The sequence below is a fragment of the Lactococcus sp. dk101 genome, from assembly GCF_009601055.1.
In the GTDB taxonomy this organism is placed as follows: domain Bacteria; phylum Bacillota; class Bacilli; order Lactobacillales; family Streptococcaceae; genus Lactococcus.
On record NZ_WITI01000010.1, the window covers coordinates 1 to 25,264 of the forward strand.

Here is a 25,264-nt window from a genome sequence, read left to right on the forward strand (position 1 = left end):
TCGTGTGTTATAATGGTCTTGCATCTGAATCCTCTTCCTACTTGTGTTTCCCAATTCAAGTATAAGAAATTCAGATGCGTTTTGCTTACTTCAAGGTGGCTAAACTAATTTTACAATTTACCATTTTCTAAATAAACTTAAAAAAAGCTGTCAGCTCAATCATTCAAAAAATTGAACGGTCAGTGCTGACAGACTTCTTTTTCAAATTAGTGAATTGCAATCGTGTATTCGCAAGCGAATTCAGCGGCTGGCTCTAGCGTGTTAATTCCAAATTTCGTGCTAAGCTCTCCATCAGTCGCCTCGTCGTCAGCAATGCCGCACCAAGGTTCGATACAAACAAAAGGTGCTTCAGCAGGATAAGGACTCCAAAGTCCAAAATAAGGCATATTTTTCCATGATACTGTAACGCCAGCATCATCAATTTGATTGGTCAAACTGATTTTCATTTCATCAGACGACGTGAAAACCAAGGCATCTTCGTTAAACAATTCCCGATTTAATGCAAATTCACTCACTTCTTTTTCAACTTTTTGGCTTAATTTCAAAGTACCCGTTGGTGGATCAAGTGGAATAAAAGTCCGTTTTTCCGCTGGCGAAATGGTCAGTTTATAATCTTCAAAGCTTCCATTTTTCAAAGGCACATTGAAGGCTGGATGAGCACCCACGCCAAATGCCATTGTTTTCTCATCTTCATTCTTTAATTCATAGCGAACTTTAATCTGATTTTCATTTAATTCATAGGAAACGAGGAAAGTAAAACGAAATGGATAATGTTTCAAACTTTCATCTGAAGCCACCAGTTCAAAAATAACCTTTTGTTTGTCAGAACTGACAAGCTTAAATTCATTGTCACGCGCAAAACCGTGACCGCCCATTTGATAGGTTTTTCCTTCCAACTGATACTGCCCATTTTTCAATTTTCCAACAATCGGAAATAGGACTGGTGCATGACGTGCCCAGTAAGCCTTATCTGCTTGCCATAAATACTCTGTGTCAGCTTTAAGAATGGAATGCATTTCCGCTCCAAAACTATCGACAGCAACCGTTAATAATTCATTTTCTAATGTTACTTTCATTATCAAGCTCCTTCAAATACCATTTATCATTATTATATCATTTTTAGCTCATGAACCCTTTATTTTATTCTAAAAAATGGTAAGGCTGATTTGTTCAATTTCAGTAAAAAGACCTTATTTTTCACATTTTAATATAATAAATCTTATATTATATTTTTAAAAAAATAATTATTCAAAATTTTGACACAATCTATTATTTTTGTTACAATTTTTATAATAAAGGAATAATTAGAAATAAGTGGGGCTGGAGTTTTGGTCAGTAAATCCGTAGCTAGAGAAAGAAATCAAGTCGAATTGTATTTCATCTGGGGCGTTGTCACCGTTGCCGTAAATGTTTTCATTTTTTACATTTTAAAGTCCAAGCTGGGCATGAATTACCAACTTGCCAATTTCATTGACTGGGTCATTACCGTTCTCTTTTCATTTGTTGTAAACAGAATTCTCGTTTTCAAATCAACATCTACACATGTTTTCACAGAACTTTTCTCATATACACTCACACGACTTTTCTCATTTTTCATTGAACTGGTTCTTCTTTGGCTCTTTATTTCAGTCATTCAAAGCGGCTCAACAATCAGTAAAGTCATCGCTCACAGCGTCTCACTCGTCATCAATTATTTCCTTAGTAAACTCTTATTTAAAAAGGTTTGATGATTGGTTTGATTGTTATAAATAAAAAAAAGCATTGATTTCATCAATGCTTTTTACATTCTTGGTTTATAGAAATTTCGGTTGCCGAGGGGCCAGATGCGTGGGCTGAATTCTCCTGGCTCTAGGCTGTTGATTGCTGTGGACATCATCATCATTGTAGCGTCCATCATGTCGATTTGGTGGATCATTTCTGCTTCCATCACTTGTGGACGTACTGGACTGCCGTACTCGAGTTCTCCATGATGACTGAGAAGGCAATGGCGGAGCAAGATGAGGTCTTCGTTATCATCGTCAAAATCGAGTTCTTGTGCCACTTTGCTAACTTCCTCATCAATCAATACAATGTGTCCCAGAAGGTTGCCTCGCAAGGTGTATGTGGTATTTTCAACGCCTGAAAATTCAATACATTTTGCCATGTCATGCAAGAGACATCCTGCGAACATCAGGCTTTGATTGAGCTGCGGATAGACTTCGCAAACTTGTTCAGCAAGTCTTAACATGGTTGTCGTATGATAAGCAAGCCCGCCTTCAAAGGCATGGTGATTGGTCTTAGCCGCTGGATAAACATAAAATTCTTGGTCGAATTTTTTCAGAATGGCTCGAACCACTCTGTTCCATACTGGATTTTCAATGCGAAAGACGATGGATTGAACATACTCACGCAACTCCGTTTCACTAACTGGTGATTTGGCTTTGAAATCTTTAGGTTGGTGCGGTTCACTGTCATTGGCCAATCGCATTTGAATTTTGTTTACTTGTGGCATGCCATTGTACAACTCTTTTTGAGCCTTCATAAAAACAACACGGCCCGCTCTAAATTGTTCAACTGCTTTTGGATTAGCATCCCAAACATTTCCATTTATTGTGCCTGAACGGTCTTGAAAACTCAAGGCAAGATATTCTTTTCCTGCTCGCGTCTGTCGAAGTTCAACGGATTTGATCAGGTAATAGCCTTCGAATGTTTGGTTGAGTTGTAAATTTTGAATCAGCGTCATGATATCCCTCCGGGGCAATTTGCCCGATTAGTCGTTTTCGTCTTCTTCATAAAAACCTAGAAGGCTTTGGCTTGCTTGATCATCAATACTATCAATATTTCTTAATTGACGGCTCATCACGTTTGTTCGTGTGGTGATCAATGTGTTAATTTCTTTTTCAGATTGTTGCAATCGTTCGTGTACCTTCTTCAATGATTTCTCGAATTTAGCAAATTCGGTCTTGACTGCACCGAGTAATTCGTAAACTTCTGAAGATTTTTGTTCAATCTGAAGTGTTTTAAATCCCATTTGAAGACTGTTAAGCACTGCTGTCATCGTTGTTGGACCAGTTACATTAACTTTATAGTCGCGTGAAATTTGTTCATAAAGGTCTGGATTGTTGACCACTTCCATGAACAAACCTTCTGTTGGTAAAAACATGACTGCAAAATCTGTTGTTTTTGGTGGCGCGATATATTTTTCTGAAATTGACTTGGCTTGTGATTTAACCGCAGAGAACAAGGCTTTTCGTGAGCTTTCAATCTCTTTGCTGTCATTACCTTCAAGCGCAGTCTGTAAGCGCTGATAGTCTTCCATTGGGAATTTTGAGTCAATTGGCAGCAACACTTCGCCGCCCTCGATTTTCCCTGGCATGACAACGGCATAATCGACAGCATTATTGCCTTGAATATTGACTTGTTCACGGTATTGACTGGCTGTAAAGATTTGCTCCAAAATACGCCCGAGCTGGATTTCACCGACAATCCCACGTGTTTTGACACCTGTCATTACTTTTTGAAGACTGTCCACGTCGCTTGCCAAATTTCGCATCTCTCCAAGGCCTTCTTCAACGTTTTTCAAGTGAAGTGTCACTTGTTCAAAACTTTGTGAAATTCGTTTGTTCAAGGTTTCTTGAAGTTTTTCGTCCACTGTTTCTTGGATTTGAGTCAGTTTTTTATCATTACTTTCTTGCAAATCTTTGAATTTATGGTCAAATTTTGATGTGATTGATTCTGTCAAAAGAGACAGATTTTCAGTCAATTTTTCAGTTGTTTCTGTCAGTCCTGATGAAATCTGTGATAATTTTTTCTCGTTTGATTCTTGTAAATCTTTGAACTGATGGTCAAATTTTCCATTGATATTTTCTGTCAGTACTGACAGATTTTGATTGACATCATTGCTGACAGAACGCAGATTACCTGACATTTCCTGTCGATTTTGACCAAGTTGTTGGTTCATATCCTGTCGCAATTCTGACAAGTTTTGGCTCAAATGATTGAGCTGATTTGTCGTGCCTTGCTGACCCGTTTTCTTGAAAAAATTTGCTAATCCTAATATTAAAATGAGAATAAGCAAAATGATCATTATTATTTCCACATTTTACCTCTTTGTTGATGAGTGATTGATCCGTTTAGTTCAACTGATCCTTCAATTTTTTAATGTTGTCCTCTACATTTCCTTTGAAGACAAAACTTCCTGCGACAAAAACATTAGCTCCTGCTGCTTTGGCCAAACTAATGGTTTCGTCAGTGATACCACCATCAACTTCGATTTCAAAGTTCAAGTTTTTAGCTTCACGAATGGCACTGAGTTCCGCTACTTTTTCCATCGTTTCAGGAATGAATTTTTGACCACCAAAGCCTGGGTTAACTGTCATGACAAGAACCATATCGACCATCGAAAGCACGGGTTTAATCAATTCCACAGATGTCCCCGGATTGATAACAACGCTCGCTTTCATGCCAGCATTTTTGATTTGTTGAAGGGTTCCGTGAAGATGAGGCGTTGATTCGACATGAACCGACATGCTATCTGCACCCGCTTTTGCAAATTCAGTAATGTATTTTTCAGGATGTTCAACCATCATGTGACAGTCAAAAAAGAGATTTGTTTCTGGTCTCAAAGCAGCAACTACACCTGCTCCAAAGGTCAAATTATCCACAAAATGTCCGTCCATTATGTCAATATGGACAACTTCTGCGCCTGCTTGTTCGAGGCGTTTAACATCGCGTGTAAAATGACCGAAATCCGCCGATAAAATCGACGGTGCAATTTTATAATCCATCATTAGTGTTTCTCCGTTAAATATAATTTATTCTTTATCTTTTGTAATTCCGAAAAAGGCTTTGTTGAGCCAAATCAATCCAAAAATTGTCAATAAAACAAGGACAATAAAGAGAATGATTTGTACTGCTGTTGGCAGCTGTTTCTTAAAGAAAATCAGAAGGATCCAAAACAAAACAAGCACAAAAAAGCTCATTTCTTTTAGAATGATGTTGTCTTTAAACTTGTTTTTTTCTTTTTTTGGCATAAGTTTCCCTCGTCTTGTTGATTTCTGACAAGAGTTGCAGATAATTGTCATAACGACTCTGCAAAATCTCTTGATTTTCGACTGCTACTTTCACATCGCATTCAGGCTCGTGGGTATGCGTGCATTCTCGGAACTTGCAACCATGACTCATTTTGGCAATTTCTGGAAAAGCATTGTTCAAGTCAGGAAGATTATCAATCTCATAATCAAGGCTTGAAAAACCTGGTGTATCTGCGATAAGGCCTTCAGCAACATGGAAAAATTCGACATGACGGGTCGTATGACGTCCACGACCCAATTTTTCAGATGTTTCGCCTGTTTCCAAATCCATTTCTGGTGCAATTTTGTTGAGCAGGGTCGTTTTTCCGACCCCCGTTTGCCCCATAAAGACTGTTACTTTTCCTTTGAGTGCCTTGATGAGACTATCTGTATCAAAGAAAATTTCATAGCCAATTTTCTCATAATTTTCTTTGAAAGTTGTCATTTCTTGCAGGTCGTCCAATAAATCAAGTTTTGAAATATAAATCAAGGGTGTGATGCTTTTATTTTCCAAAAATGCTAAAAAACGATCCAATAAATTGAGGCTAAAGTTCGGACTAACCGTACTCATCACAACGACCGCTTGATCAATATTCGCAATGGCTGGTCTAATCAACTGGTTTTTACGACTTTCCATCTCAAGCACGTAACCTTCAGAATTTTCTTCAGCCGAAAAACTGACAAAATCACCAACGACAGGCTTCATTCCTTTTTTTCTAAAATTGCCGCGGGCTCTTGTTTGATAAACAAGTCCGTCGGCTTCTACATAATAAAAACCCGCGAGAGATTTTACAATACGTCCATTTTTAATCATGTCTCAATTATACCAAAAAAAGGCTTAACTGTAAGCCTTTATCTGTTTTTTACTGAAATTAACTCAAAATTTTGATGGTCAGGTTTTTGACACCCCAAGCGGTTGCTTGAGCGACCGTAGGAAAATGCACATCAATATGATTTCCAATGATGGCACCACCAGTATCACCAGCAATAGCTATCCCATAACCAGGAACTTCTAAGAGTGAACCTAGCGGAATAACGCTTGGATCAACCGCCACACACATCGGATTGGTTCTTAAATCAATCCCCATTGCAGTTGTTGTTCCGACATTTTGCCAAGAATAAGCCGTCGCAAAAACACTTAAGGTCTTTCCACTTGTTGTCGTTGGCGTCGTTTGAGTCTGCGTTGACGTTGACGAATTGGTTGATGTCGTGCCTTGAGCGCTCGACGTACTGGTTACACTTGCTGATTTCTTAGCTGCTTGAGCCGCGGCTTCTGCCAATTTAGCTTGTTCCGCTAACTTAGCTTCACGCGCCTTTTGTTCGGCTGCTGCTTTTGCCTGCATTTCGACTAAAAGTTGTTTATTAGAAGCAATTTTTGTTTGCAAATCACTGATATTGCTTTGCATATTTTTTACTTCTGCTTGGTAACTTTTTTGGCTGGCTTCCATTTTTGCTGTGGTCTGTTCAAGTTCAGACTTCATTGACTTTAAAGAATCCTGCGTCTTTTTAAGTTCGTTGACTTGCGCAGCTTCTGCTGAAGCGACGATATTAAAATTAGTCAAGCGTTGAATCAAAGTCGTCAAGTTATTTGACGAAAGAAAAATGTCAATATAAGATTGTGTGAACCCACCGCTGGATTGCAAATCGCGCATTTGGTGACCAATTGTTGTTTCAAGACTGGCTTGATCCTTTTCAGATTGAGCAATCTTAGCTACCAGCTTTTGAATATCAGCTTTACTTTTTGTCACTTCCTCTTGAGATTGGCTCGCCTTTTCATAAAGTGAATTAACCTGAGATAGTTCAAAATTTAATTGCTGCTGAAAGCTCGTAATCTGCTGATTTACACTTGATTGGGTCGTCTCTGCTTTTGTCATTACTGACAGCCCAAAAGTCATCATCGCAGTACACGCAACCACAATTGATTTTTTCATGAACGTTATCGATTTCATATTCTTCATATTACACTATTTTAACATATAAAGCTTCATTTAAGTTAACATTATCATGAAAAATATTACGTAAAAATTACTGATTTTTCGAAATAAAAAATGAATATTCATTTTTTTCAATTGAATACTCATTTTATTTTGTCTATTAACGAATTTCGACATCGAGTGCTTCGACCAAATGTTTTGAAATTTTATTCATGGCAGCTGTGATTTCTTCGTCTGTCATCGTATTTTCAAGCGGTTGGAATGTCAAGCTATATGCCATTGATTTCTTTCCTGCAGGTAAGTTGATTCCTTCATAGATGTCGAACAATTCAACTTTAGTCAAAGTCTTAACCTTGCTGCTTTCGATTGTATCTACGATTTGGGCATGCGTCTTATCTGCGTCAATCAAGAGCGCAATGTCGCGAGTTACAGCTTGGACTTTTGGAATGTCAGTAAATACTGTTTGCGCAGGTGCAAGCTCAAGCAAGCGTGCCATATCAAGCGTTCCAACATAAGTTTCTTTGATATCATAAGCTTTGGCTGTCGCTGGGTGAACCTGTCCAACAAAACCGACTGTAGTGTCACCAATGACAATCTTAGCTGTCCGACCTGGGTGCATTTCTTTGATGCCATTGTATGCTTCAAAGCGAACATTTGAATAAGTCGCAAGCAAGTTTTCAACGACTGCTTTGGCATGGTAGAAATCAACAGGAACAGCTGCGTTTGCGTATGATTTTGAAACAACATTTCCAGTAATGGCAAAGGCACAGGCTGGCAATTCACGTGGGCGAATGTCTTCTTCAGTCAAGAAAATATTGGCGATTTCGTAAATGGCAAGATCCGTATTTTTACGGTTCTTGTTGTAATTAATGATGTCAAGAAGTCCTGAGATCATGTTGACACGCAAAGTTGAGCGGTCTTCAGTCATTGGCATCATGAGAGACGTTGTTTTCCAATCTCCTTCAACAAACTCAACTGCTTTTTCTGGTGTTGTCAAACTATAACCAATCACTTCTGATAAGCCAGAAGCTTCAAAATTCGTACGAACTTGACGACGGAATTTTTGCATGGCTGTCAGTTCACCCGCTTCAGCTCCAGCAGGAAGTGTACTTGGCAAATTGTCATAACCGTAGATACGTGCCACTTCTTCTACCAAATCTGCTTCAATGCTGATGTCCCAACGACGAGATGGAATTTCAACAGTGAACAGCTCACCGTCAACGCTGACAGTAAAGCCAAGTTGTTTAAATATTTTTTCAACCACTTCAAGACTCAATTCTGTTCCCAAAGCAGCATTAACACGGCTCAAGCTGATACTTGTGACTACTGGTTGAGGTTTGTAATCATTGCTTTCAACCACACCTTTGAGCACTTGTCCTCCTGCGAGTTCTGCAATCATTGCAGCCGCAAAATCAAGGGCTTCAGTCACAGTTCCTTCATTGATCCCTTTTTCAAAGCGACTTGACGCTTCACTACGAAGAGCAAATTTTTGAGACGTTTTACGGATTGAAATGCCTTCAAAAATCGCAGCCTCAAGGGCAACTGTTGTTGTTTCATTTGTGATTTCGCTGTCCAAGCCACCCATAATTCCTGCAAGAGCAACTGGTTTTCCGTTAGCAGTGATGGCAATGTCATCAGAAGTCAATTCACGTTCAACACCATCTAAAGTTGTCAATTTTTCACCATTTTCAGCTTGACGAACAAGAATTTCGCTTGACCCAAATTTGTCAAAATCAAAACTATGCAAGGGTTGTCCATAATACATCAAGATAAAATTCGTCACGTCAACTACGTTGTTGATTGGACGCACGCCCGCATTCATCAAGCGTGTTTGCAACCAAAGTGGACTTGGTGCAATTTTCACGCCTTCGATGACACGAATTTTGTATGTTGGCACTTTGTCAGTACTGACAGTGACTGAAATCTTGTCTGCTGTTGCTTTTTCGATTTCGGTCAGTGCTTTTGTAGGAAAATTGACTGGCAAGCCGTAAATGGCTCCCACTTCATGTGCAGCACCGCGCATTGACAAAGCATCTGCACGGTTTGGTGTGATTGACAATTCAATGATGTCGTCGTCCATGTCAAGATATGGGAAGATTGACTCTCCAACGACTGCATCAGCTGGCATTTCAAAAATTCCGTCTTCATGTTTCATTGGATTGATTTTTTCATCAATGCCAAGTTCATCGAGTGCGCAAAGCATTCCGAGGCTCTCAACACCACGAATTTTACCTTTTTTGATTTTGTAATTATCAGCGATACGTGCACCAACAAGAGCAGTGATTGTTTTCATGCCAACACGAACATTGTCTGCACCACAAACGATTTGCAAAGGTTCGCTGTCTCCAACGTTGACTTTCGTAATGTGCAAATGTGTCTCAGGAATATCTTCACTTGAGACAATTTCACCAACGACCAATTTTGACAAGCCTTCGGCTGCATTTGTTACACCTTCGACTTCAATCCCAGTCGTTGACATTTTATATTCCAAATCGGCAGCAGTTGCTGTCAGTTCTGGAACAAGTTCTTTTAACCATTTATAACTTACTAACATTTTTTATTTTTCCTTTTTATCATAAAAAGAATTGGAAGAGAACACATCACATGAAGCAAAATGTTTCATTCCGTTTCGTTTTTTCTCTCTTTTCTTTCAGAAGCAATAAATGCCTCACTATCGCGGTTAAACGATCAAGAGAACTGTTCCAAGAAACGCACATCGCCTTGATAAAAGCCACGAATATCGTTAATCCCATATCTCAACATGGCGATACGTTCTTGTCCAAGTCCAAAGGCAAATCCTGAATAAACAGTGCTGTCAAGACCTGACATTTCAAGAACGTTCGGGTGAACCATTCCTGCACCAAGAATTTCAATCCAACCTGTATGCTTGCAGACGTTACATCCTTTACCACCACATTTGAAGCATGAAATATCAACTTCAACAGAAGGTTCAGTAAATGGGAAATAGCTTGGACGCCAGCGGAGTTCACGATCAGCACCAAACATTTTTTTCATGACCAAATCAAGTGTTCCTTTAAGGTCAGCCATTGTAATATTTTTATCAACCACTAATCCTTCGATTTGGTGGAATTGGTGACTGTGCGTTGCATCGTCTGTATCACGACGATAGACACGACCTGGTGCAATCATACGAAGACCACCTTTTTTGAAATCATGTGCATCCATTGTCCGTGCTTGCATTGGGCTGGTATGTGTGCGAAGCAAAGTTTCGCTATTAATGTAGAAAGTGTCTTGCATATCACGCGCAGGGTGATCTTTAGGCAGGTTCATGCGTTCAAAGTTGTAATGGTCTGTTTCAACTTCAAAACCATCTACGACCTCATAACCCATACCAAGGAAAATTTCTTCAATTTCTTCTTGAGTTTGTGTCAAAATATGACGTGTCCCTTTTTTCATTTCTGTTCCAGGCAATGTCACGTCGATGGTTTCACTTTCCAAAGCAGCGTTCATCATCATTGTTTCAAGTTCCGCTTTTTTAGCTTCAAAAGCTTCTCCAAAACGGTCACGGAAACTGTTGGCAAGTCCACCAATTACTGGACGTTCTTCGTTTGACAAATCCTTCATACCTTTAAGAATTTCAGTCAATTCACCTTTTTTACCGAGCATTGTTGTACGTAAGTCATTCAATGCTTTTTCATCTGTTGCTTCTTTCAAAGCGGTAATTGCACGTGCGCGCAATTCTTCAATTTTTTCTTGTAAAGACATAATTACCTTTCTTTTCTAGGGGGCCTGTCTTTCATTTCTCCCTGCTCAATCGCAAGAAAGAAAATAAAAATACCCCGATTTTTCTACTCCAAAAGGAGCGAAAAAACCGCGGTACCATCCTATTTTATTACTTAATTTAAGTTGATTATTTAATTTTATGTGAGGTGAACTTCAGAATTTTTTGTCTATTGCAACTCTCAGTCGGTGATTGCAACTCCCTTTTGACAAGCAGAAACCTACTCTTCTCACATGCTACTTCTAATTTTATCACTTTTTAGGCTTTTGTCAAATTATTCATATAAAAAAGGCGGAGCAACCTCCACCTTTTCGTTTATTCGTAATTATTTTTCTTTTCGAAGTGTTTATTAACCCCAAACACTTTCCAAAACGTTGGTTTGTTCGCGTCCTGGGCCAACTGAGAATGTTGAAATGCGGACTCCAACGAGTTCGCCGACACGGCGAACGTAGTTACGGGCAGCTTCTGGAAGTTCTTCAAGGGTACGCATACCTGTGATGTCTTCTGACCAGCCTGGCATTTCTTCATAAATTGGTTTGCAATCCGCAAGTTCTTTGAGACTTGCTGGATAATATTCAATGCGTTCGCCATTTGATTTTTCGTAAGCGACACAGATTTTAACTGTTTCAAGTCCTGACAAGACATCAATCGAGTTCAAGCTGAGATTTGTCAGCCCTGACACACGTTTTGAGTGACGCATAACAACTGAGTCAAACCAGCCAACACGACGTGGACGTCCTGTTGTCGTTCCATATTCGTGTCCGACTTCTCGGATTTGATTGCCGACTTCATCAAAAAGTTCTGTTGGGAATGGGCCATCACCAACACGTGAAGTGTAGGCTTTGCAGACACCTACAACCGTGTTGATTTTACTTGGGCCAACTCCTGAACCAATGGTAACACCACCAGCAACTGGATTTGATGAGGTTACAAATGGATAAGTTCCTTGGTCAATATCAAGCATGACACCTTGCGCACCTTCAAACAAGACACGTTGGCCATTGTCGAGTGCTTCGTTAAGAATAACCGATGTATCACACACATATTGTTTCAGTTCTTGACCGTATTCGTAGTATTCCTCAAAAATATCTGAGAATTCCAATGGTTCTGAGTCATACATTTTAACGAATTCACGATTTTTCGCTTCCAGATTGCTCCGCAAACGTTCTTCAAAAATTTCTCTATCCAGTAAATCAGCCATACGAATTCCGACACGCGCTGCTTTGTCCATGTAGGCTGGGCCAATTCCTTTAATTGTTGTTCCGATTTTATTGTCGCCTTTTGCTTCTTCTTGCAAAAAGTCGAGTTTTTTGTGATAAGGCAAGATGACATGCGCCCGATCTGAAATCCGAAGATTTTCAGTCGTAACGCCATTTTCATGCAAGTAATCAAGTTCTTCAATGAGTGATTTTGGATTAACCACAACACCATTACCAATGACTGAAGTTTTTTCTGGGAAGAAAATACCTGATGGAATCAAGTGAAGTTTATATTTCTTTCCTTCAATAACGACCGTATGACCGGCATTATCGCCTCCCTGATAGCGGGCGATTACTTCAGCATTTGAACTCAGAAAATCAGTAATTTTACCTTTTCCTTCGTCTCCCCATTGCGTTCCAACAACTACTACTGACGGCATGATACTTCTCTTTTCTTTTTCTATTTGCACGCTCTGACCTGACTGACAAGTTCAAATAATCGGCTGTTTTCCTTTTTCATACAATGATTGAAAACTGCTCTTTTTCTAGTCTTGTCAGTGCTGACAGCTGGCATTTTCGGCAAGAAAGCTCCTATCGCACTATTTTCATTTTACCAAATCTCTGCGCCATTGATAAGTGATTTCCTGGATTATTCTAACTAATGCCCTTAATTGTTCGGAAATATGGAACATTCTAAATAAGTGAGTGAAGCTCACAAGTTCAGTATTTATTTCTCGCTTTTTTACGATGTTGATGTCTTTTTTCAGGCTAAAAAATGGTAAAATAGAGGCATGGATAAAATCATTAAATCAATTTCAAAAAAAGGACATTTTCGTGCTTTCGTTTTGGATGCTACAGAAACTGTTCGCACCGCACAAGAACGTCATCAGACTTGGCCAACTTCAACTGTTGCCTTAGGTAGAACCTTGATTGCAGCTCAGATTTTGGGGGCAAACGAAAAAGGCGATGAAAAAATCACGGTCAAGGTGCTTGGAGATGGTGCTTTGGGTGCCATTGTGGCTGTCGCTGATAGTCATGGTAACGTAAAAGGCTACGTTCAAAACAAGGACTTAGACTATAAAAAAGCGTCAACTGGCGAAGTTTTGGTCGCTCCTTTTGTGGGCAATGGCTTTTTAGTTGTCATCAAAGATATGGGATTGAAACAGCCTTATTCTGGAAAAGTGGACTTGATTACTGGCGAAATCGGCGAAGATTTGGCTTGGTATTTCTTGAGTTCAGAACAAACTCCTGCTTCTGTCGGTCTCAATGTTTTGTTGAATGAAAACGAAGATACGGTCAAAGTTGCCGGTGGATTTATGCTCCAAGCTTTGCCTGATGCAACGGAAGAAGAAATCAGTCTGATGGAACAAAACATCAAAGCAATGCCATCTATCTCAACCATGTTGGAAGATGAAAATGCGTTAGATGTCATGTTGCAATCCATTTATGCTGGCATGGAATTTACCAAGCTTTCCGAAACTGGACTCGCTTTCGAATGCGATTGTTCAAAAGATCGTTTTAGAAATGGCATTAAATCTCTCGGAAATCAAACCATTACTGAAATCATCGAAGAAGATCACGGCGCTGAAGTGGTCTGCCAATTTTGCGGTCGCAAATATGAATTCTCTGAGTCAGAATTGAACGATTTGATTTTGAATTGAGTCATTATTTCAAGTTAAAAAAACTAACTCAAGGCAAATTTTTTTTCATTTTTGCTATTTAAGCCAAATTTTTCTGACTTTATTTATCCCATTTGTTCATCTGTATGCTATAATGGACACATAGAGATAAAAATGCTCGAAATTTAATCAATTATCTTGCTTAGGTTAAAGCATTTCGTAAACAAATAAAGACCTTTGATGATGAAAATCAGGATTTATCCTGATTTTTTTTATTTCAACAGTTTTGTCAGTTCTGACAGCAGCCATTTGGCAAAAAAAAATGATAGAATAGAGCTTATGACTATGGACAAAAAATACAATGCGCCGTGGAAAATCGGTGACATCGAAATTCAAAATAAAATCGTACTTGCGCCAATGGCAGGGATCAATAATAAAGCCTTTTTGAAAACAGCCAAAGAATTTGGTGCTGGACTCGTTGTAACAGAAATGATTTCTGATAAAGGAATTGAACACCGCAATGAAAAAACATTGAGCATGATGGACTTCGAGGGAGTTCCACATCCACTTTCAATGCAAATTTTTGGTGGTGAAGTAGATACACTTGTCGAAGCAGCAAAATTTGTCGAAGCTAATACAGTAGCAGATATCATCGACATCAATATGGGTTGTCCCGTACCAAAAGTAACGAAAAATGAAGCTGGTTCACGCCTCTTGCTTGACCCTGACAAAGTTTATGATGTCGTTTCAAATGTCAGCAAAGCCATCTCAAAACCCTTGACTGTCAAAATCCGTTTGGGTTGGGACGATGACCATCTCTTCTGTGTCGAAAATGCCAAAGCAATCGAAGCTGCTGGTGGCGCTGCCGTTGCCATGCACTGTCGGACAAAAGCACAGCAATACACAGGAAATGCCCAAGAAAATTGGCATTGGCTTTCAAAATTAACAGAAGCTGTCAATATTCCTGTTATCGGGAATGGCGATGTCAAAACACCTGAAGACGCGATGCGAATGATTGACCAAACTGGTGTTTCTGGCGTCATGATGGGACGTGCTGCACTTGGAAATCCTTGGATTCTGCACCGCACCGAACATTTCCTGCGCACTGGTGAGTTGCTTCCTGAACCACCAGTTCCAGAAAAGATGGAAATCGCAAAACTTCATTTATCACGTCTTGTTGACCTCAAGGGAGATAATATTGCTTCTCGTGAATTCCGTCAACATGCGGCTTATTACCTCAAAGGTGCCAAACGTGCCAGCAAGGTCAAACTTGCCATCAATGAAGCTGAATCTCAAGCTCAAATCGTTTCAATCATTGACGAATTTGTTGCCAATTATCCAGTATAGAAAAAAACTGACCCCTGGTCAGTTTTTTTATTATCTTGTCAGAGCTGACAAGTCTGCTTTCGTTCGTGTCAAACGCTCACGTTCAAGCTGATCGACGGATTTTACGCCTTCGACTTGATTGCCGTTTGAATTGACCGCTGTCCGAATTGATTCCAGTTGTTTGATGGTTCGGTCAAGCTGAACCAAGTTTTGCATATTATAATCAAACGTGTAGTTGCTGATTTCACGTTTTGCTTTTTTGAGGTGAATAATCGCTTTTTCGATTTCTTCTGTCGCTTTTGTTGTACGCATGATTCCTCCTTGTGCAATCGCATTGTTCTCGCTTACATTATAACTTAATTTTATCTTTTTTGCTGACTTTTTACAAGATTTTTCTAAAAAAAAATAACCCTAGGGTTATTTTTTTGGTCCTCTAAAGCGACTTTTCGGATAAGAGAAATCGCCGATGACTTCATGAACATTGATAATCGATGCAAAAGCATTATTATCAACAACTGCAAGTGCCTGACGCAAGTCTTGAATTTCACTTGGATTAAGCACCACATAGATGACTTCTTTTTGATTGCCTGAATAAGCCCCTTCGCCATGTAAAAATGTAGCGCTACGTCCAAATTCATGAATAATCATGTCTGAAACTTCTTTATGTTTGTCAGTCACAATCAGCATTCCCTTGACCGTATAACCACCAGATTGAACGATACCAACCACTTGTGCCGAGACAAAGCTAGCAATCAAGGTGTACATCATCTGCTCAAGGTTGATGTATGACAGTGACAAAGTCAAAACGATAGCATCGAAAATAAAGAATGTTTTTCCGACAGGAACGCCTTTTTTGATTTGAATGAGTTTCGCGATGATGTCAGCACCACCGGTTGTCCCCCCATATCTAAAGACAAGCCCAATTCCTGTCCCAGCAAAAATCCCGGCTAGGAGTGCTGCGACCAACAAATCATGATGAATATTTAAAGTGAAAGGGATACGTTGGAACCAAAACATCCAGATAGACAAGGAAACAATGCCCCAAATGGTATAAAAGAAGGTTCTTCTTCCCAAAAAACGATAACCGATGAACAAAAGTGGAATGTTCAAAATCATATTGGTATATGATGGGTCAATATTCATCAAGAAATGGAGCATCAGCGAAATCCCTGCCACGCCGCCTTCTGCAAGGTGATTGGCCATGTTGAATTCGACAAAACCGAAGGCGTAGAGTGCCGTCCCCAATGCGATGATTACAAAGTTTCTAAAATGTAAACTAATTCTTTTCATAAAACTCCTTTTTCCTATTTCCATCTAAGAGATTGAATAGAAATTGCAATCATCTTGAGAAATTTTTTAAAGCTTGAATAACTAAAAATTTTTAGTTATTAATCTTGTGCCATTTTTGAAGCAATGCTTCTATACTGCACTACCAAATAAAATCTGAATATTTTTAATGATAGGCTGTGTCAAAATTGGCATTCCAAAACCATTTGAAACTTGAGATTGTTTGTCCTGTTTATTGGATAAAATTAGTCATCAATTTCTGCAAATTTTCCAAGAACACGCACGTTTTCTGAAATCGAAACAAAAGCGTGTGGGTCATTTTGAGCGATGATTTTTTTAAAATCTGGATATTCGTACATGGTAATAACAGAGAGTAAAACGGTTTGTTTCTGGTGAGTATAACCACCTTCTGTGTTATTGACAATGGTCACGCCATGATTAAATGTTGAAAATAATTTTTCAACCAGCAAGTCTGGATGTTGTGTCACAATCATGACTTGAACGCGTTTTTGACGTGTAAAGATGGCATCTTGCACACGAGAATTAACGAAGATTGCAATGATTGAATACAGCATGTATTCCCAGCCAAACAAGGCACCAGCAATGAAAACGATAATGCCATTCACAACGAAACTCAAGGTTCCTACGGAACGCCCGTTTTTCTTTCGCATATAAAGACTGATAATATCTGTCCCACCTGACGAAATTCCTGATTTCATTGCATTACCAACACCAAATCCCATAATAGCACCACCAAAAACAGCATTGATGACCGGTTCATTGGTCAAAGTCGTCACTGGAATAAAGTGGATAAAGAGTGAACTCATCAAAATGGTTACTAAAGTGTAAATGGTAAATTGTTTTCCTATTCCACGCCAAGCCAAGATAATCAAGGGAACATTGACCAAAATCAATGTCACGGAAATCGGAAGCACATCATGCCCGACCAAACGTGTGATCAAAGCTGATAACACTTGAGCAAGTCCTGTCGCACCTGACGCATAAACGTGTCCAGGCTGATAGAAAAAGTTCAAGGCGAAACTAGAAAAAACGGCATAAACGATTGAAGCTGAAAATTTATTGGCCAGTTTTTCTGCACCGATGGACTTCAAAAGATGATAGAGTCCAAAACGGTCTAAGATTTTTCCAAGAAATCTGTTAATTTTTGTCTGCAAGTCTAATACTCAATTCTTCTAGCTGTTTATCAGCAACGCTAGATGGTGCTTGTGTCATTGGATCAGTTGCCTTATTGTTTTTAGGGAAGGCAATGACTTCACGAATATTATCTTTTCCTGCTAATAACATGACGAAACGGTCAAGACCGATTGCTAAGCCCCCATGTGGTGGGAAACCAAAATCAAGTGCTTCAAGCAAGAAGCCAAATTGTTCATTTGCTGCTTCAAGTGTAAAGCCAAGCGCTTCAAGCATCGTTTCTTGAAGTTGGCGTGTGTTGATACGGAGTGATCCGCCACCAAGTTCGTAGCCATTTAAGACAATGTCGTAAGCGTGCGCACGAACTTTTTGTAGATCTGAAGCTTCAAAGCTACCATCAGCGCTCAAGAATTCACGTGTTTCAAGTGTTGGCAATGTGAATGGATGATGGGCAGACATATAACGTCCTTCTTCTTCAGACCATTCGAACAAAGGCCAGTCAATAACCCAAAGGAAATTAAATTTGTTACTGTCAATCAAATCAAGTTCGCGTGCCAATGTTTGACGCAATGCACCAAGTGCATTGTTGGCAACATTCAAGCTGTCCGCAACAAACAAAATCAAGTCATTTTCTTCAAGACTTAAAGCTTCTGTCAGCTCTGACGCAATACTAGTTAGGAACTTAGAAACGCCGCCAGTTAATTCGCCTTTTTCAAACTTCATCCAAGCAAGCCCTTTAGCACCATTTTGCTTGGCTTGTTCGGTTAATTTGTCAATGGCTTTACGTGAATAATTTGATGCCGCATTTTTTGCAACGAATGCTTTGACAACTGGTGCATCTTCAAAGACTTTGAAGCCTGATGTTTTTGTCAGATCTGACAAGTCTTGGAGGAGCATGTCATAACGTGTATCAGGTTTGTCAGAACCGTAAAAATTCATGGCATCATCATATTTCATACGTGGGAAAGGCAACGTTACATCAATGCCTTTGACGTCTTTCATGACTTTAGCAATCAATCCTTCTGTCAAATCTTGAATTTCTTCTTCAGATAAGAATGATGTTTCCAAATCGACTTGCGTAAATTCAGGTTGACGGTCGCCACGTAAATCTTCATCACGGAAACATTTAACGATTTGATAATAGCGGTCGAGACCAGCAGTCATCAAAAGTTGTTTCATCAGTTGTGGAGATTGAGGAAGTGCATAAAATTCACCCTTGTTGACGCGAGATGGCACAAGATAGTCACGCGCACCTTCTGGAGTTGATTTGTTCAAGAATGGTGTTTCAACATCAATGAAGCCATTTTCGTCCATGTATTGACGAATGGCATGTGTCGTTGCATGGCGCAAACGGATATTTTTAAGCATTTCTGGACGACGAAGGTCAAGATAACGGTACTTCATTCTTGTGTCATCAGAAACTTCAGCATCATCCTTGATTTCAAATGGTGTTGTTTTAGATGTTGCTAAAACTTCGATTGATGTTGCTTCGATTTCGACACCACCCGTTTTGATTTTGTCGTTTTTGCTGGCCCGTTCAATGACTTTACCAGTAATTTCAACTACATATTCAGAACGAATGGCTTTTGAAGTTTCAACGACTTCTGCTGAAGCAGTTTCTTGATTGACAACGATTTGAAGAATGCCTTCACGGTCACGCAAATCAATGAAAACAAGTCCACCCTTGTCACGACGTTTAGAAACCCAACCTTTGACCGTTACGGTTTGTCCCAAGTATTCTTCTGTAATATTTCCTGCGTAATTTGTTCGTTTCATTTTTTTCTCTTTTTCCTTAATTAAAATTCTTCTTCAACATACAGTTCTTCGAATGTAGGAGCAAATGAGTCATAAATCGCATCTAAAGTTGTCTTCACTTCTTTACGTGTCTTGTTGTGTTTAATCGATACGTTTCCTGTTTTGACTTCGTTATCTCCGAGTGTGATAATCACTTCTGCGTTCAATTTTTCTGCAGTCTTGAATTGTGCTGTCAATTTACGATTTGAAAAGTCGCGTTCAACTTTAAAGGCTTGAGCACGAAGACTTTCAACCAATTTTGTTGCTTCAACATTGGCTGCATCTCCCATCACTGCAACATAGACATCCATGCTTTCATCTTCCATGAAATCAATTTCTTGTGCTTGAGCAACCATAAGCAAGCGTTCAACACCAAGTCCGAAGCCGAAAGCAGGTGTGACAGGACCATCAAAGTATTCAACCAGGCTGTCGTAACGTCCGCCACCACAAACAGTCAATTCTTTTCTGTCAACAGTTACAATGAATTCGAAAATCGTGTCATTGTAATAATCCAAGCCACGCACCATATTCTTGTCAATGACATAATCAATATTTAAGGCGTTCAACAAGTTTTTCACATCGTCAAAGTATTTTTCTGACGCTTCATTCAAATAATCCAAAATAGAAGGCGCATTTTCAACCACTTTGATGTCTTCTGGTTCTTTTGAGTCCAAGACACGCAATGGATTTTCATGCAAGCGACGACGGCTGTCTTCTGAAAGTTCTGCTTCAAATGGAAGCAAGTAAGCAATCAAAGCTTCACGATAAGCCTTACGACTTTCCATGTCTCCCAAAGTATTGATATGAAGTGAAATTCCAGAAACCCCAAGTTGACGGAAATAAGCATCCGCCATGGCAATAATTTCTACATCAACAGCTGGATTTTTCACCCCAAGACATTCGACACCAAATTGATGGAATTCACGTAAACGGCCAGATTGTGGGCGTTCGTAACGGAACATTGATGCGTTATACCACATTTTGACAGGTTTCAAAACTTCTGGTGCATAAAGTTTATTTTCAACGTAAGCTCTGACAGCTGATGCAGTTCCTTCAGGACGAAGGGCAATGTGACGGCCTCCTTTATCTTCGAAGTCGTACATTTCTTTCGTTACGATATCACTTGTTTCACCTGTTGCACGGCTGAAAAGCTCATAGCTTTCAAACATTGGTGTCCGAATTTCTTTGAAGTTATAATCATTAAAAACTGCACGAGCAATTTCTTCAAGATATTGCCATTTAGCAGAATCTTGTGGCAAAATATCTGCCGTTCCTTTTGGTTTTTGTAATTTCATTGCGTTTCCTTTCTGTTGGGACGCCAAAGTATCTGTGGATTGTTTCAAAAAAAAACCACCCTAAAGCTAAAAGCCTTAGGGCGAAAAATACGCTGTACCACCTAATTTCACTCTGAATTCAGAGCCTTTGAGGCTATAACGGGGCCACCGATTTATGTCACGATACTTTGTACGAATTTTCACCAACATTCGCTCTCTATACTTACTATTCTAACGCAAATTTTCGATTAAATCAAGAGAGAATCTTACAATTTCGTATTTTATTGTCATCTTTATTTCTGTCAGCTCTGACAAAAAGAAAAAACAGCCCTTCTCTCGCAAATTGCAAGATTTTAAGCTGTTTTTTGTTCAATTTATTGCTTAGGATTAGAATTCCCATTTCACTTTTGCATTCTTGAAATAATCATATCCTGAATAAATCGTGAAAATCAAACAAATGTAAAGCAAGATTGTCCCAATATAAATTGGATCTCCAATCAAAAGGAAAATGATTGACAACATTTGTGTGAAGGTCTTGATTTTACCAGGCATAGCTGCTGCAAGCACTGTACCACCTTGTTCAACCAAGAGCAGACGAAGGCCTGTCACGGCAAGTTCACGACAGACAATGATTGCTACAACCCAAGCTGGAGCCAAATTAAGTGTGACAAGCATGATGAAAGCAACCATGGTCAACATTTTGTCGGCCAGTGGATCTGCAAACTTACCGAAGTTTGAAACCACGTGCCATTTCCGTGCCAAATAGCCATCAAGCCAGTCTGTAAATGAAGCAACTGCAAAAATAATCGCAGCAACAATCCATGAAACGGACGTCTGCCCAATTTTTTCACCTTGTGGCAAATAAAGTACGATTAAGAAGATTGGAATCAAGAAGATTCGTGCCATTGTCAACTGATTGGGGATTTTCTGTTTCATTTTACTTTTCCTTTTCTTTTATAAAATTACTCTTTTAATAACTACTCATTCAAAAACTTTTAGCTAGAATAAATCAACTGCTTGCTGTCGTTGTTGAAGCAACTGATGAACTACTACTTGTTGCAGTTGTTGCTGTCGCAGCAACAACTGTCAGGTAAATATTATATGGGCCATTGGTATTTGTAAACTTGGTCAAATCAACTTCTTGACCGTTGATGGTCATGCCGATATTGCTTCGATTTCCCAATGTAATGGTTGATTGTGTTCCTCCAGTCGTCAAGGTTGCTGTAACGGTTGGATTTTGTCCATTGACTGTCACACCTGCTGTGCTCATGTCTGAGTTACGCACCAATGTCCAAACGCTGGCATTTGTTTTATCAGTAAAGACAACTTTAACAGCACCTGTCACGTTAGACAAGGTGATGTTCATTGAACCACCTGTTGCTGTAACATCCATTTTTTCAGCAGCTGCTGAACTTGAAGAAGTTGTAGAGGAAGCACTTGTCGAACTTGAACTTTGTGTGCTTGATGCCTTTTTACTGGTTGAGGTCGAATAAGTATAATCAGAACTCGTAAAATTTGGCGTTTCTGGATTATTCAAAATGACAGCCAACATGACAGCCGCGATAATGGCTACGGCAGCTCCGGATAGGGCAATGATTGGAAGATAATAATGCCAATCTTTTGGCCCTTCTTCCTCTTCTGGTTCCACCCGATCGCTTGGTTTTACAAAACGATATGTCTCCTGAATATCGTCCTTATCCTCAACGGTGATGCCGTTTCCTTCCTCATAAGCTTCAAGAATTTTGTCTGTATTTAAACCTAATTTTTCTGAGTATTGCTTGAGATATGCTTTCACATAAAATTCTCCTGGCAATGCTTTATAGTCATCTGTTTCTAGTGCTACGATATATAATTTCTGAATTTTTGTAAATGCTTCTGCTTCTGATAATCCTAGACCAAGCTCAGTTCGTCTTTCTTTTAAGACCCGTCCAATTGTTTTAATTGACACCGCGGCCCCCTTTCATATTGATACTACCCATCGATTTTTTATTATTACTGTTCAGTTTTTACGCTTCTTGCGTATTTTTATTTTGGTAAAACGGTATATTCGACAATTTTCATCTGCCCGATAAATTGATCGGCGGCTTGGCTAATTGTCTCTAAATTTAAACTCGCAATGATTTCAGGAAGATCAAAGAAATTATAATCGCCATAACATTCGCTTGAAAATTGATTGGCCATATATTCCAATGAATTAAGCGAGCTGTAGTATTCGCCCAACATTTCTTTTTTGAGCAAATCAAGATGCTCCTCGTTGAAATCATTATCTATTTTATAACTTTTTATCGCTTCTTGCAAAGCTTGACTCAGTTTTTTTGGATTTTTTGTATCAGCAGTTATAGTAACGAAATGAAAACGCTTGTCCAAATCAAAACTAAAACCAAATGAATCGTCAATCATTCCTTCATTGTACAATGCTTCAAATCTATTACTTGTCCGACCAAAAATCAAATCAAGCAAGAGATGAATTGCGACTTTGTAAGTCATCAATGCTTTCGAATCTTCAGGAAGTGCGTCGTCTCCACGCAGACCTAGAGCCATTTTTGGCATCGCTACTTCAAGCTCAATGGTTTCATCGACTTTGGGTTGCGTCACTGGAACTACTGCTCGTTTGATGGCTTCATTTTTAGCAAATGTCTTTTTGCTTTGATTTGCTTTTACAAAAGCGTCCATTTTTTCAACATCAAATGGGCCAGTCAAAAACAAACTCATGTTTGATGGATGGTAAAAGGTTTCATAATTCCGATAAAGTTCTTCTGTTGTGATGGCATTGATGGTTTCAGGAGTCCCTGCGATATCTGCCGCCAGCGGTGTATCAGGATACATGTTTGCCAATAAACCTGCAAATAAGCGCCAATCGCTATCGTCTTGATACATCTGAATTTCTTGCTGAATAATTCCTTGCTCTTTTTCAACATTTTCTTTTGTAAAATAAGGAATTTGTACAAAATCAAGCAATAATTCGACACAGGAATAGCTGTTTTCTCGTGTAGAAAAAAGGTAAGAGGTCTTTGAAAAACTTGTAAATGCATTGGTCTGTGCGCCTAAAGCACCGAATTTATACATGACATCTCCGTCTTCTTTTTCAAAAAGTTTATGCTCTAAAAAGTGAGCAATACCTTCTGGAAAAGTGGACATTTGGCTCTCGCCTCTGGCAATAAAACTGGTATCTAATGACCCAAAATTGGTCGTGAATAAGCCGTAAGTTCTGTTATAATCCGTTTTTGGTAAATAATAGACTTTTAGTCCATTGTCTAAAATAGATTCGTAAAGTGTTTCACCAGCTTTAATATACTTGTGTTCTTTCATTTTTCTCTTAGTCTTCTTGTGCTTCAAGTTGAAGGCTACTGCCTTTCATAAAGTATTGTACCTGGTAGATGATTTCTTGTGCAAGGGCTTCAATATCTGCCTTCGTTACTGCTTCAAGTCCAGTCAAAAATTGCTCTTGTGTCATGTAACGTGTTGGTAGCAGTGCCTTAACATAGGCCAATTCGACATTATTTGATGCTGAATCTTGACCAATTAAGTAGGTATTGCGTAGCATGGTTTTGGTTTGCGCGATTGCTTCTTCTGTAAAATCGCCCGTTTTCATTGCTTCAAGCTGTTCAAATATAAGCGCTTTTGCTTTTTCGTAATTTTGAGCATCAATCCCTGCGGCAATTTTAAAGAAACCTGAAAAGGAATCAAAAGTTGACGAAATCGAATAGGCCAAACTTTCCTTTTCACGCACATTCGCAAAAAGTTTTGAATGTGAGAAACCACCAAATAAGCCGTTCATGACCTGCAAAGCCAGATAATCCTTATCTCCATAAGTCACTGGAAGATAAAAGGCAAGTTGCAAAATGGATTGTGCCACTTCTTTTTCTTCTGTTATTTCTACGGGTTCTTCTATCTGTTTTTGCTGGTAAATCACATCGCTTGAAATTTTGCGTCCTTCAAGTGGGAATGTTTCAAAAGCTGCACAAATTGCTTCTTCATCAACATCACCAAGTACGAAAATATCAATGGCATTGGTTTTGAGCATTTCATTATAGTAGGCATAGACCGCTTCTGGCGTTTCATCCTTGAGCAAATCAACTGTTGAAATACTTGGAAGTGCCTGCGCTTCATCTGTGAAAAAAAGGCTTGCCAATTTACGACTGGCAAAATACGAGCGATCGTCATTCATGGATTCCAAATAATGAATGAGATTGGTCTGTTCACGCTTGAAAACTTCTGGATTGAAGCCGTCAGCACTGACATCTGGTTGAAATAAGGCCGTCTTGATAAAATCAATCGCTTGACTGACCGTATCTGTATCAACAAACTTTGGATTGACCACATTCATATTGATGGTCAATAAGTGCTGATTGCCTTTTTTGGCGACTCCAGTGGTAAATGAAGCGCCATACATTTCGGAAAGTTGTCTTGAAAACGCGGTTCCTGTTTGATAAACTTGATTTGTTGTTTCCAACATATTGGAAATCAAAACACGTTTTCCCAAATGAGTTTCCGTCAACCGTTCACGAAAACGAACAATGATTTTTACAGTTTTAAATTTTGTTTCTTTGATGACATGAAGTGTTAAGCCTTCAGCAAATTTGTGAGTTGTCAAATTTTCATTTCACTTTCATAGGTGAGCTATCGTTAAATAATTACTGATCGAAAGACATTTTTATACTAGTTAACCTCTAAAAGTGCTAACTTTTAGTAGATTAACTGCAAATATACTGCCTTGCGCGAGCCTTTTGCTCTTGTTGCTTTAGCAACTAAGCAAACGGACAAATCTTTTAAGCGCAAGAAGCGGTTTGCGTTCACGCAAACTTTAACTTCTAAATGATAATTTTAGAAGTTAAACAGTATTAGAGGTGTCCTTATATCGTCTTAAAGACATAGTACGCCATTTT

The 25,264-nt window shown here is 39.1% G+C and carries 22 protein-coding genes; 3 read left to right on the top strand and 19 right to left on the bottom strand.

The window, feature by feature from the left end; all coding sequences use genetic code 11:
- Window positions 1-206: 206 nt before the first annotated feature.
- The gene (locus tag GHI45_RS07875; protein ID WP_147780199.1) at window positions 207-1,076 is read right to left on the bottom strand and encodes an aldose 1-epimerase family protein; all 870 of its coding nucleotides are present in this window, start codon (window positions 1,074-1,076) and stop codon (window positions 207-209) included.
- Between the two features lie 252 nt (window positions 1,077-1,328).
- Between GHI45_RS07875 and GHI45_RS07880 the strand changes: the two genes are divergently transcribed.
- Window positions 1,329-1,727, top strand: a complete 399-nt coding sequence (locus GHI45_RS07880; protein ID WP_153497425.1) for a GtrA family protein — start codon at window positions 1,329-1,331, stop codon at window positions 1,725-1,727.
- A gap of 53 nt (window positions 1,728-1,780) precedes the next feature.
- Here GHI45_RS07880 and GHI45_RS07885 read toward each other — a convergent pair whose 3' ends face one another.
- From GHI45_RS07885 to GHI45_RS07925, 9 genes are all read right to left on the bottom strand, one after another.
- Window positions 1,781-2,722, bottom strand: a complete 942-nt coding sequence (locus GHI45_RS07885; protein ID WP_147780201.1) for a 3'-5' exoribonuclease YhaM family protein — start codon at window positions 2,720-2,722, stop codon at window positions 1,781-1,783.
- Between the two features lie 27 nt (window positions 2,723-2,749).
- On the bottom strand, window positions 2,750-4,078 hold the full coding sequence (gene rmuC / locus GHI45_RS07890) for a DNA recombination protein RmuC (protein WP_147780202.1): 1,329 nt from the start codon (window positions 4,076-4,078) through the stop codon (window positions 2,750-2,752).
- Window positions 4,079-4,112: 34 nt separating this feature from the next.
- Complete coding sequence (gene rpe / locus GHI45_RS07895) at window positions 4,113-4,766, bottom strand: ribulose-phosphate 3-epimerase (RefSeq protein WP_147780260.1); 654 nt, start codon at window positions 4,764-4,766, stop codon at window positions 4,113-4,115.
- Window positions 4,767-4,793: 27 nt separating this feature from the next.
- Window positions 4,794-5,012, bottom strand: a complete 219-nt coding sequence (locus GHI45_RS07900; protein WP_147780203.1) for a hypothetical protein — start codon at window positions 5,010-5,012, stop codon at window positions 4,794-4,796.
- On the bottom strand, window positions 4,984-5,865 hold the full coding sequence (gene rsgA / locus GHI45_RS07905; RefSeq protein WP_147780204.1) for a ribosome small subunit-dependent GTPase A: 882 nt from the start codon (window positions 5,863-5,865) through the stop codon (window positions 4,984-4,986). Before rsgA ends, GHI45_RS07900 begins: the two co-directional genes overlap by 29 nt.
- A gap of 58 nt (window positions 5,866-5,923) precedes the next feature.
- A complete protein-coding gene (locus GHI45_RS07910) occupies window positions 5,924-6,982 on the bottom strand; it encodes a 3D domain-containing protein (protein WP_228386054.1) in 1,059 nt (352 codons plus the stop codon).
- Window positions 6,983-7,145: 163 nt separating this feature from the next.
- A complete protein-coding gene (gene pheT / locus GHI45_RS07915; RefSeq protein ID WP_147780205.1) occupies window positions 7,146-9,539 on the bottom strand; it encodes a phenylalanine--tRNA ligase subunit beta in 2,394 nt (797 codons plus the stop codon).
- 134 nt (window positions 9,540-9,673) lie between these two features.
- The gene (pheS, locus tag GHI45_RS07920; RefSeq protein WP_147780206.1) at window positions 9,674-10,711 is read right to left on the bottom strand and encodes a phenylalanine--tRNA ligase subunit alpha; all 1,038 of its coding nucleotides are present in this window, start codon (window positions 10,709-10,711) and stop codon (window positions 9,674-9,676) included.
- 365 nt (window positions 10,712-11,076) lie between these two features.
- A complete protein-coding gene (locus GHI45_RS07925) occupies window positions 11,077-12,366 on the bottom strand; it encodes an adenylosuccinate synthase (RefSeq protein ID WP_147780262.1) in 1,290 nt (429 codons plus the stop codon).
- Window positions 12,367-12,717: 351 nt separating this feature from the next.
- On the opposite strand from GHI45_RS07925, the gene hslO reads away from it, so the two are divergent.
- A complete protein-coding gene (hslO, locus tag GHI45_RS07930) occupies window positions 12,718-13,587 on the top strand; it encodes an Hsp33 family molecular chaperone HslO (protein ID WP_147780207.1) in 870 nt (289 codons plus the stop codon).
- Window positions 13,588-13,884: 297 nt separating this feature from the next.
- Complete coding sequence (gene dusB / locus GHI45_RS07935; protein WP_147780208.1) at window positions 13,885-14,892, top strand: tRNA dihydrouridine synthase DusB; 1,008 nt, start codon at window positions 13,885-13,887, stop codon at window positions 14,890-14,892.
- Window positions 14,893-14,922: 30 nt separating this feature from the next.
- Here dusB and GHI45_RS07940 read toward each other — a convergent pair whose 3' ends face one another.
- The 9 genes from GHI45_RS07940 to yfmF form a co-directional block, all read right to left on the bottom strand.
- Window positions 14,923-15,183, bottom strand: a complete 261-nt coding sequence (locus tag GHI45_RS07940) for a hypothetical protein (RefSeq protein WP_147780209.1) — start codon at window positions 15,181-15,183, stop codon at window positions 14,923-14,925.
- Between the two features lie 105 nt (window positions 15,184-15,288).
- Window positions 15,289-16,161: a YitT family protein gene (locus GHI45_RS07945; RefSeq protein ID WP_147780210.1), complete on the bottom strand. Its 873-nt coding sequence runs from the start codon at window positions 16,159-16,161 to the stop codon at window positions 15,289-15,291.
- Window positions 16,162-16,403: 242 nt separating this feature from the next.
- A complete protein-coding gene (locus tag GHI45_RS07950) occupies window positions 16,404-17,333 on the bottom strand; it encodes a YitT family protein (RefSeq protein ID WP_187230105.1) in 930 nt (309 codons plus the stop codon).
- Entirely contained in the window at window positions 17,317-19,086 is a 1,770-nt protein-coding gene (gene aspS / locus GHI45_RS07955; protein ID WP_147780211.1) for an aspartate--tRNA ligase, read from the bottom strand. The genes GHI45_RS07950 and aspS overlap by 17 nt, the downstream gene beginning before the upstream one ends.
- A 20-nt stretch (window positions 19,087-19,106) precedes the next feature.
- Complete coding sequence (gene hisS, locus GHI45_RS07960; RefSeq protein WP_147780212.1) at window positions 19,107-20,399, bottom strand: histidine--tRNA ligase; 1,293 nt, start codon at window positions 20,397-20,399, stop codon at window positions 19,107-19,109.
- A gap of 366 nt (window positions 20,400-20,765) precedes the next feature.
- On the bottom strand, window positions 20,766-21,314 hold the full coding sequence (pgsA, locus tag GHI45_RS07965) for a CDP-diacylglycerol--glycerol-3-phosphate 3-phosphatidyltransferase (protein WP_147780213.1): 549 nt from the start codon (window positions 21,312-21,314) through the stop codon (window positions 20,766-20,768).
- 73 nt (window positions 21,315-21,387) lie between these two features.
- Window positions 21,388-22,326, bottom strand: coding sequence for a RodZ family helix-turn-helix domain-containing protein (locus GHI45_RS07970; RefSeq protein WP_147780214.1), 939 nt, complete (start codon window positions 22,324-22,326; stop codon window positions 21,388-21,390).
- Between the two features lie 77 nt (window positions 22,327-22,403).
- The gene (yfmH, locus tag GHI45_RS07975) at window positions 22,404-23,687 is read right to left on the bottom strand and encodes an EF-P 5-aminopentanol modification-associated protein YfmH (RefSeq protein ID WP_147780215.1); all 1,284 of its coding nucleotides are present in this window, start codon (window positions 23,685-23,687) and stop codon (window positions 22,404-22,406) included.
- Window positions 23,688-23,694: 7 nt separating this feature from the next.
- Window positions 23,695-24,972 (bottom strand): EF-P 5-aminopentanol modification-associated protein YfmF, encoded by a 1,278-nt coding sequence (yfmF, locus tag GHI45_RS07980; RefSeq protein ID WP_147780216.1) that lies wholly within the window; start codon window positions 24,970-24,972, stop codon window positions 23,695-23,697.
- Window positions 24,973-25,264: the final 292 nt, after the last annotated feature.

What these genes read in the sequence shown, in the direction of transcription:
- GHI45_RS07875 (WP_147780199.1), bottom strand. Translation starts at nt 1,076, where the DNA reads ATGAAAGTAACATTAGAAAATGAATTATTAACGGTTGCTGTCGATAGT.
- GHI45_RS07885 (WP_147780201.1), bottom strand. Translation starts at nt 2,722, where the DNA reads ATGACGCTGATTCAAAATTTACAACTCAACCAAACATTCGAAGGCTAT.
- rpe (WP_147780260.1), bottom strand. Translation starts at nt 4,766, where the DNA reads ATGGATTATAAAATTGCACCGTCGATTTTATCGGCGGATTTCGGTCAT.
- GHI45_RS07900 (WP_147780203.1), bottom strand. Translation starts at nt 5,012, where the DNA reads ATGCCAAAAAAAGAAAAAAACAAGTTTAAAGACAACATCATTCTAAAA.
- rsgA (WP_147780204.1), bottom strand. Translation starts at nt 5,865, where the DNA reads ATGATTAAAAATGGACGTATTGTAAAATCTCTCGCGGGTTTTTATTAT.
- GHI45_RS07910 (WP_228386054.1), bottom strand. Translation starts at nt 6,982, where the DNA reads ATGAAAAAATCAATTGTGGTTGCGTGTACTGCGATGATGACTTTTGGG.
- pheT (WP_147780205.1), bottom strand. Translation starts at nt 9,539, where the DNA reads ATGTTAGTAAGTTATAAATGGTTAAAAGAACTTGTTCCAGAACTGACA.
- pheS (WP_147780206.1), bottom strand. Translation starts at nt 10,711, where the DNA reads ATGTCTTTACAAGAAAAAATTGAAGAATTGCGCGCACGTGCAATTACC.
- GHI45_RS07925 (WP_147780262.1), bottom strand. Translation starts at nt 12,366, where the DNA reads ATGCCGTCAGTAGTAGTTGTTGGAACGCAATGGGGAGACGAAGGAAAA.
- hslO (WP_147780207.1), top strand. Translation starts at nt 12,718, where the DNA reads ATGGATAAAATCATTAAATCAATTTCAAAAAAAGGACATTTTCGTGCT.
- dusB (WP_147780208.1), top strand. Translation starts at nt 13,885, where the DNA reads ATGACTATGGACAAAAAATACAATGCGCCGTGGAAAATCGGTGACATC.
- GHI45_RS07940 (WP_147780209.1), bottom strand. Translation starts at nt 15,183, where the DNA reads ATGCGTACAACAAAAGCGACAGAAGAAATCGAAAAAGCGATTATTCAC.
- GHI45_RS07945 (WP_147780210.1), bottom strand. Translation starts at nt 16,161, where the DNA reads ATGAAAAGAATTAGTTTACATTTTAGAAACTTTGTAATCATCGCATTG.
- aspS (WP_147780211.1), bottom strand. Translation starts at nt 19,086, where the DNA reads ATGAAACGAACAAATTACGCAGGAAATATTACAGAAGAATACTTGGGA.
- hisS (WP_147780212.1), bottom strand. Translation starts at nt 20,399, where the DNA reads ATGAAATTACAAAAACCAAAAGGAACGGCAGATATTTTGCCACAAGAT.
- pgsA (WP_147780213.1), bottom strand. Translation starts at nt 21,314, where the DNA reads ATGAAACAGAAAATCCCCAATCAGTTGACAATGGCACGAATCTTCTTG.
- yfmH (WP_147780215.1), bottom strand. Translation starts at nt 23,687, where the DNA reads ATGAAAGAACACAAGTATATTAAAGCTGGTGAAACACTTTACGAATCT.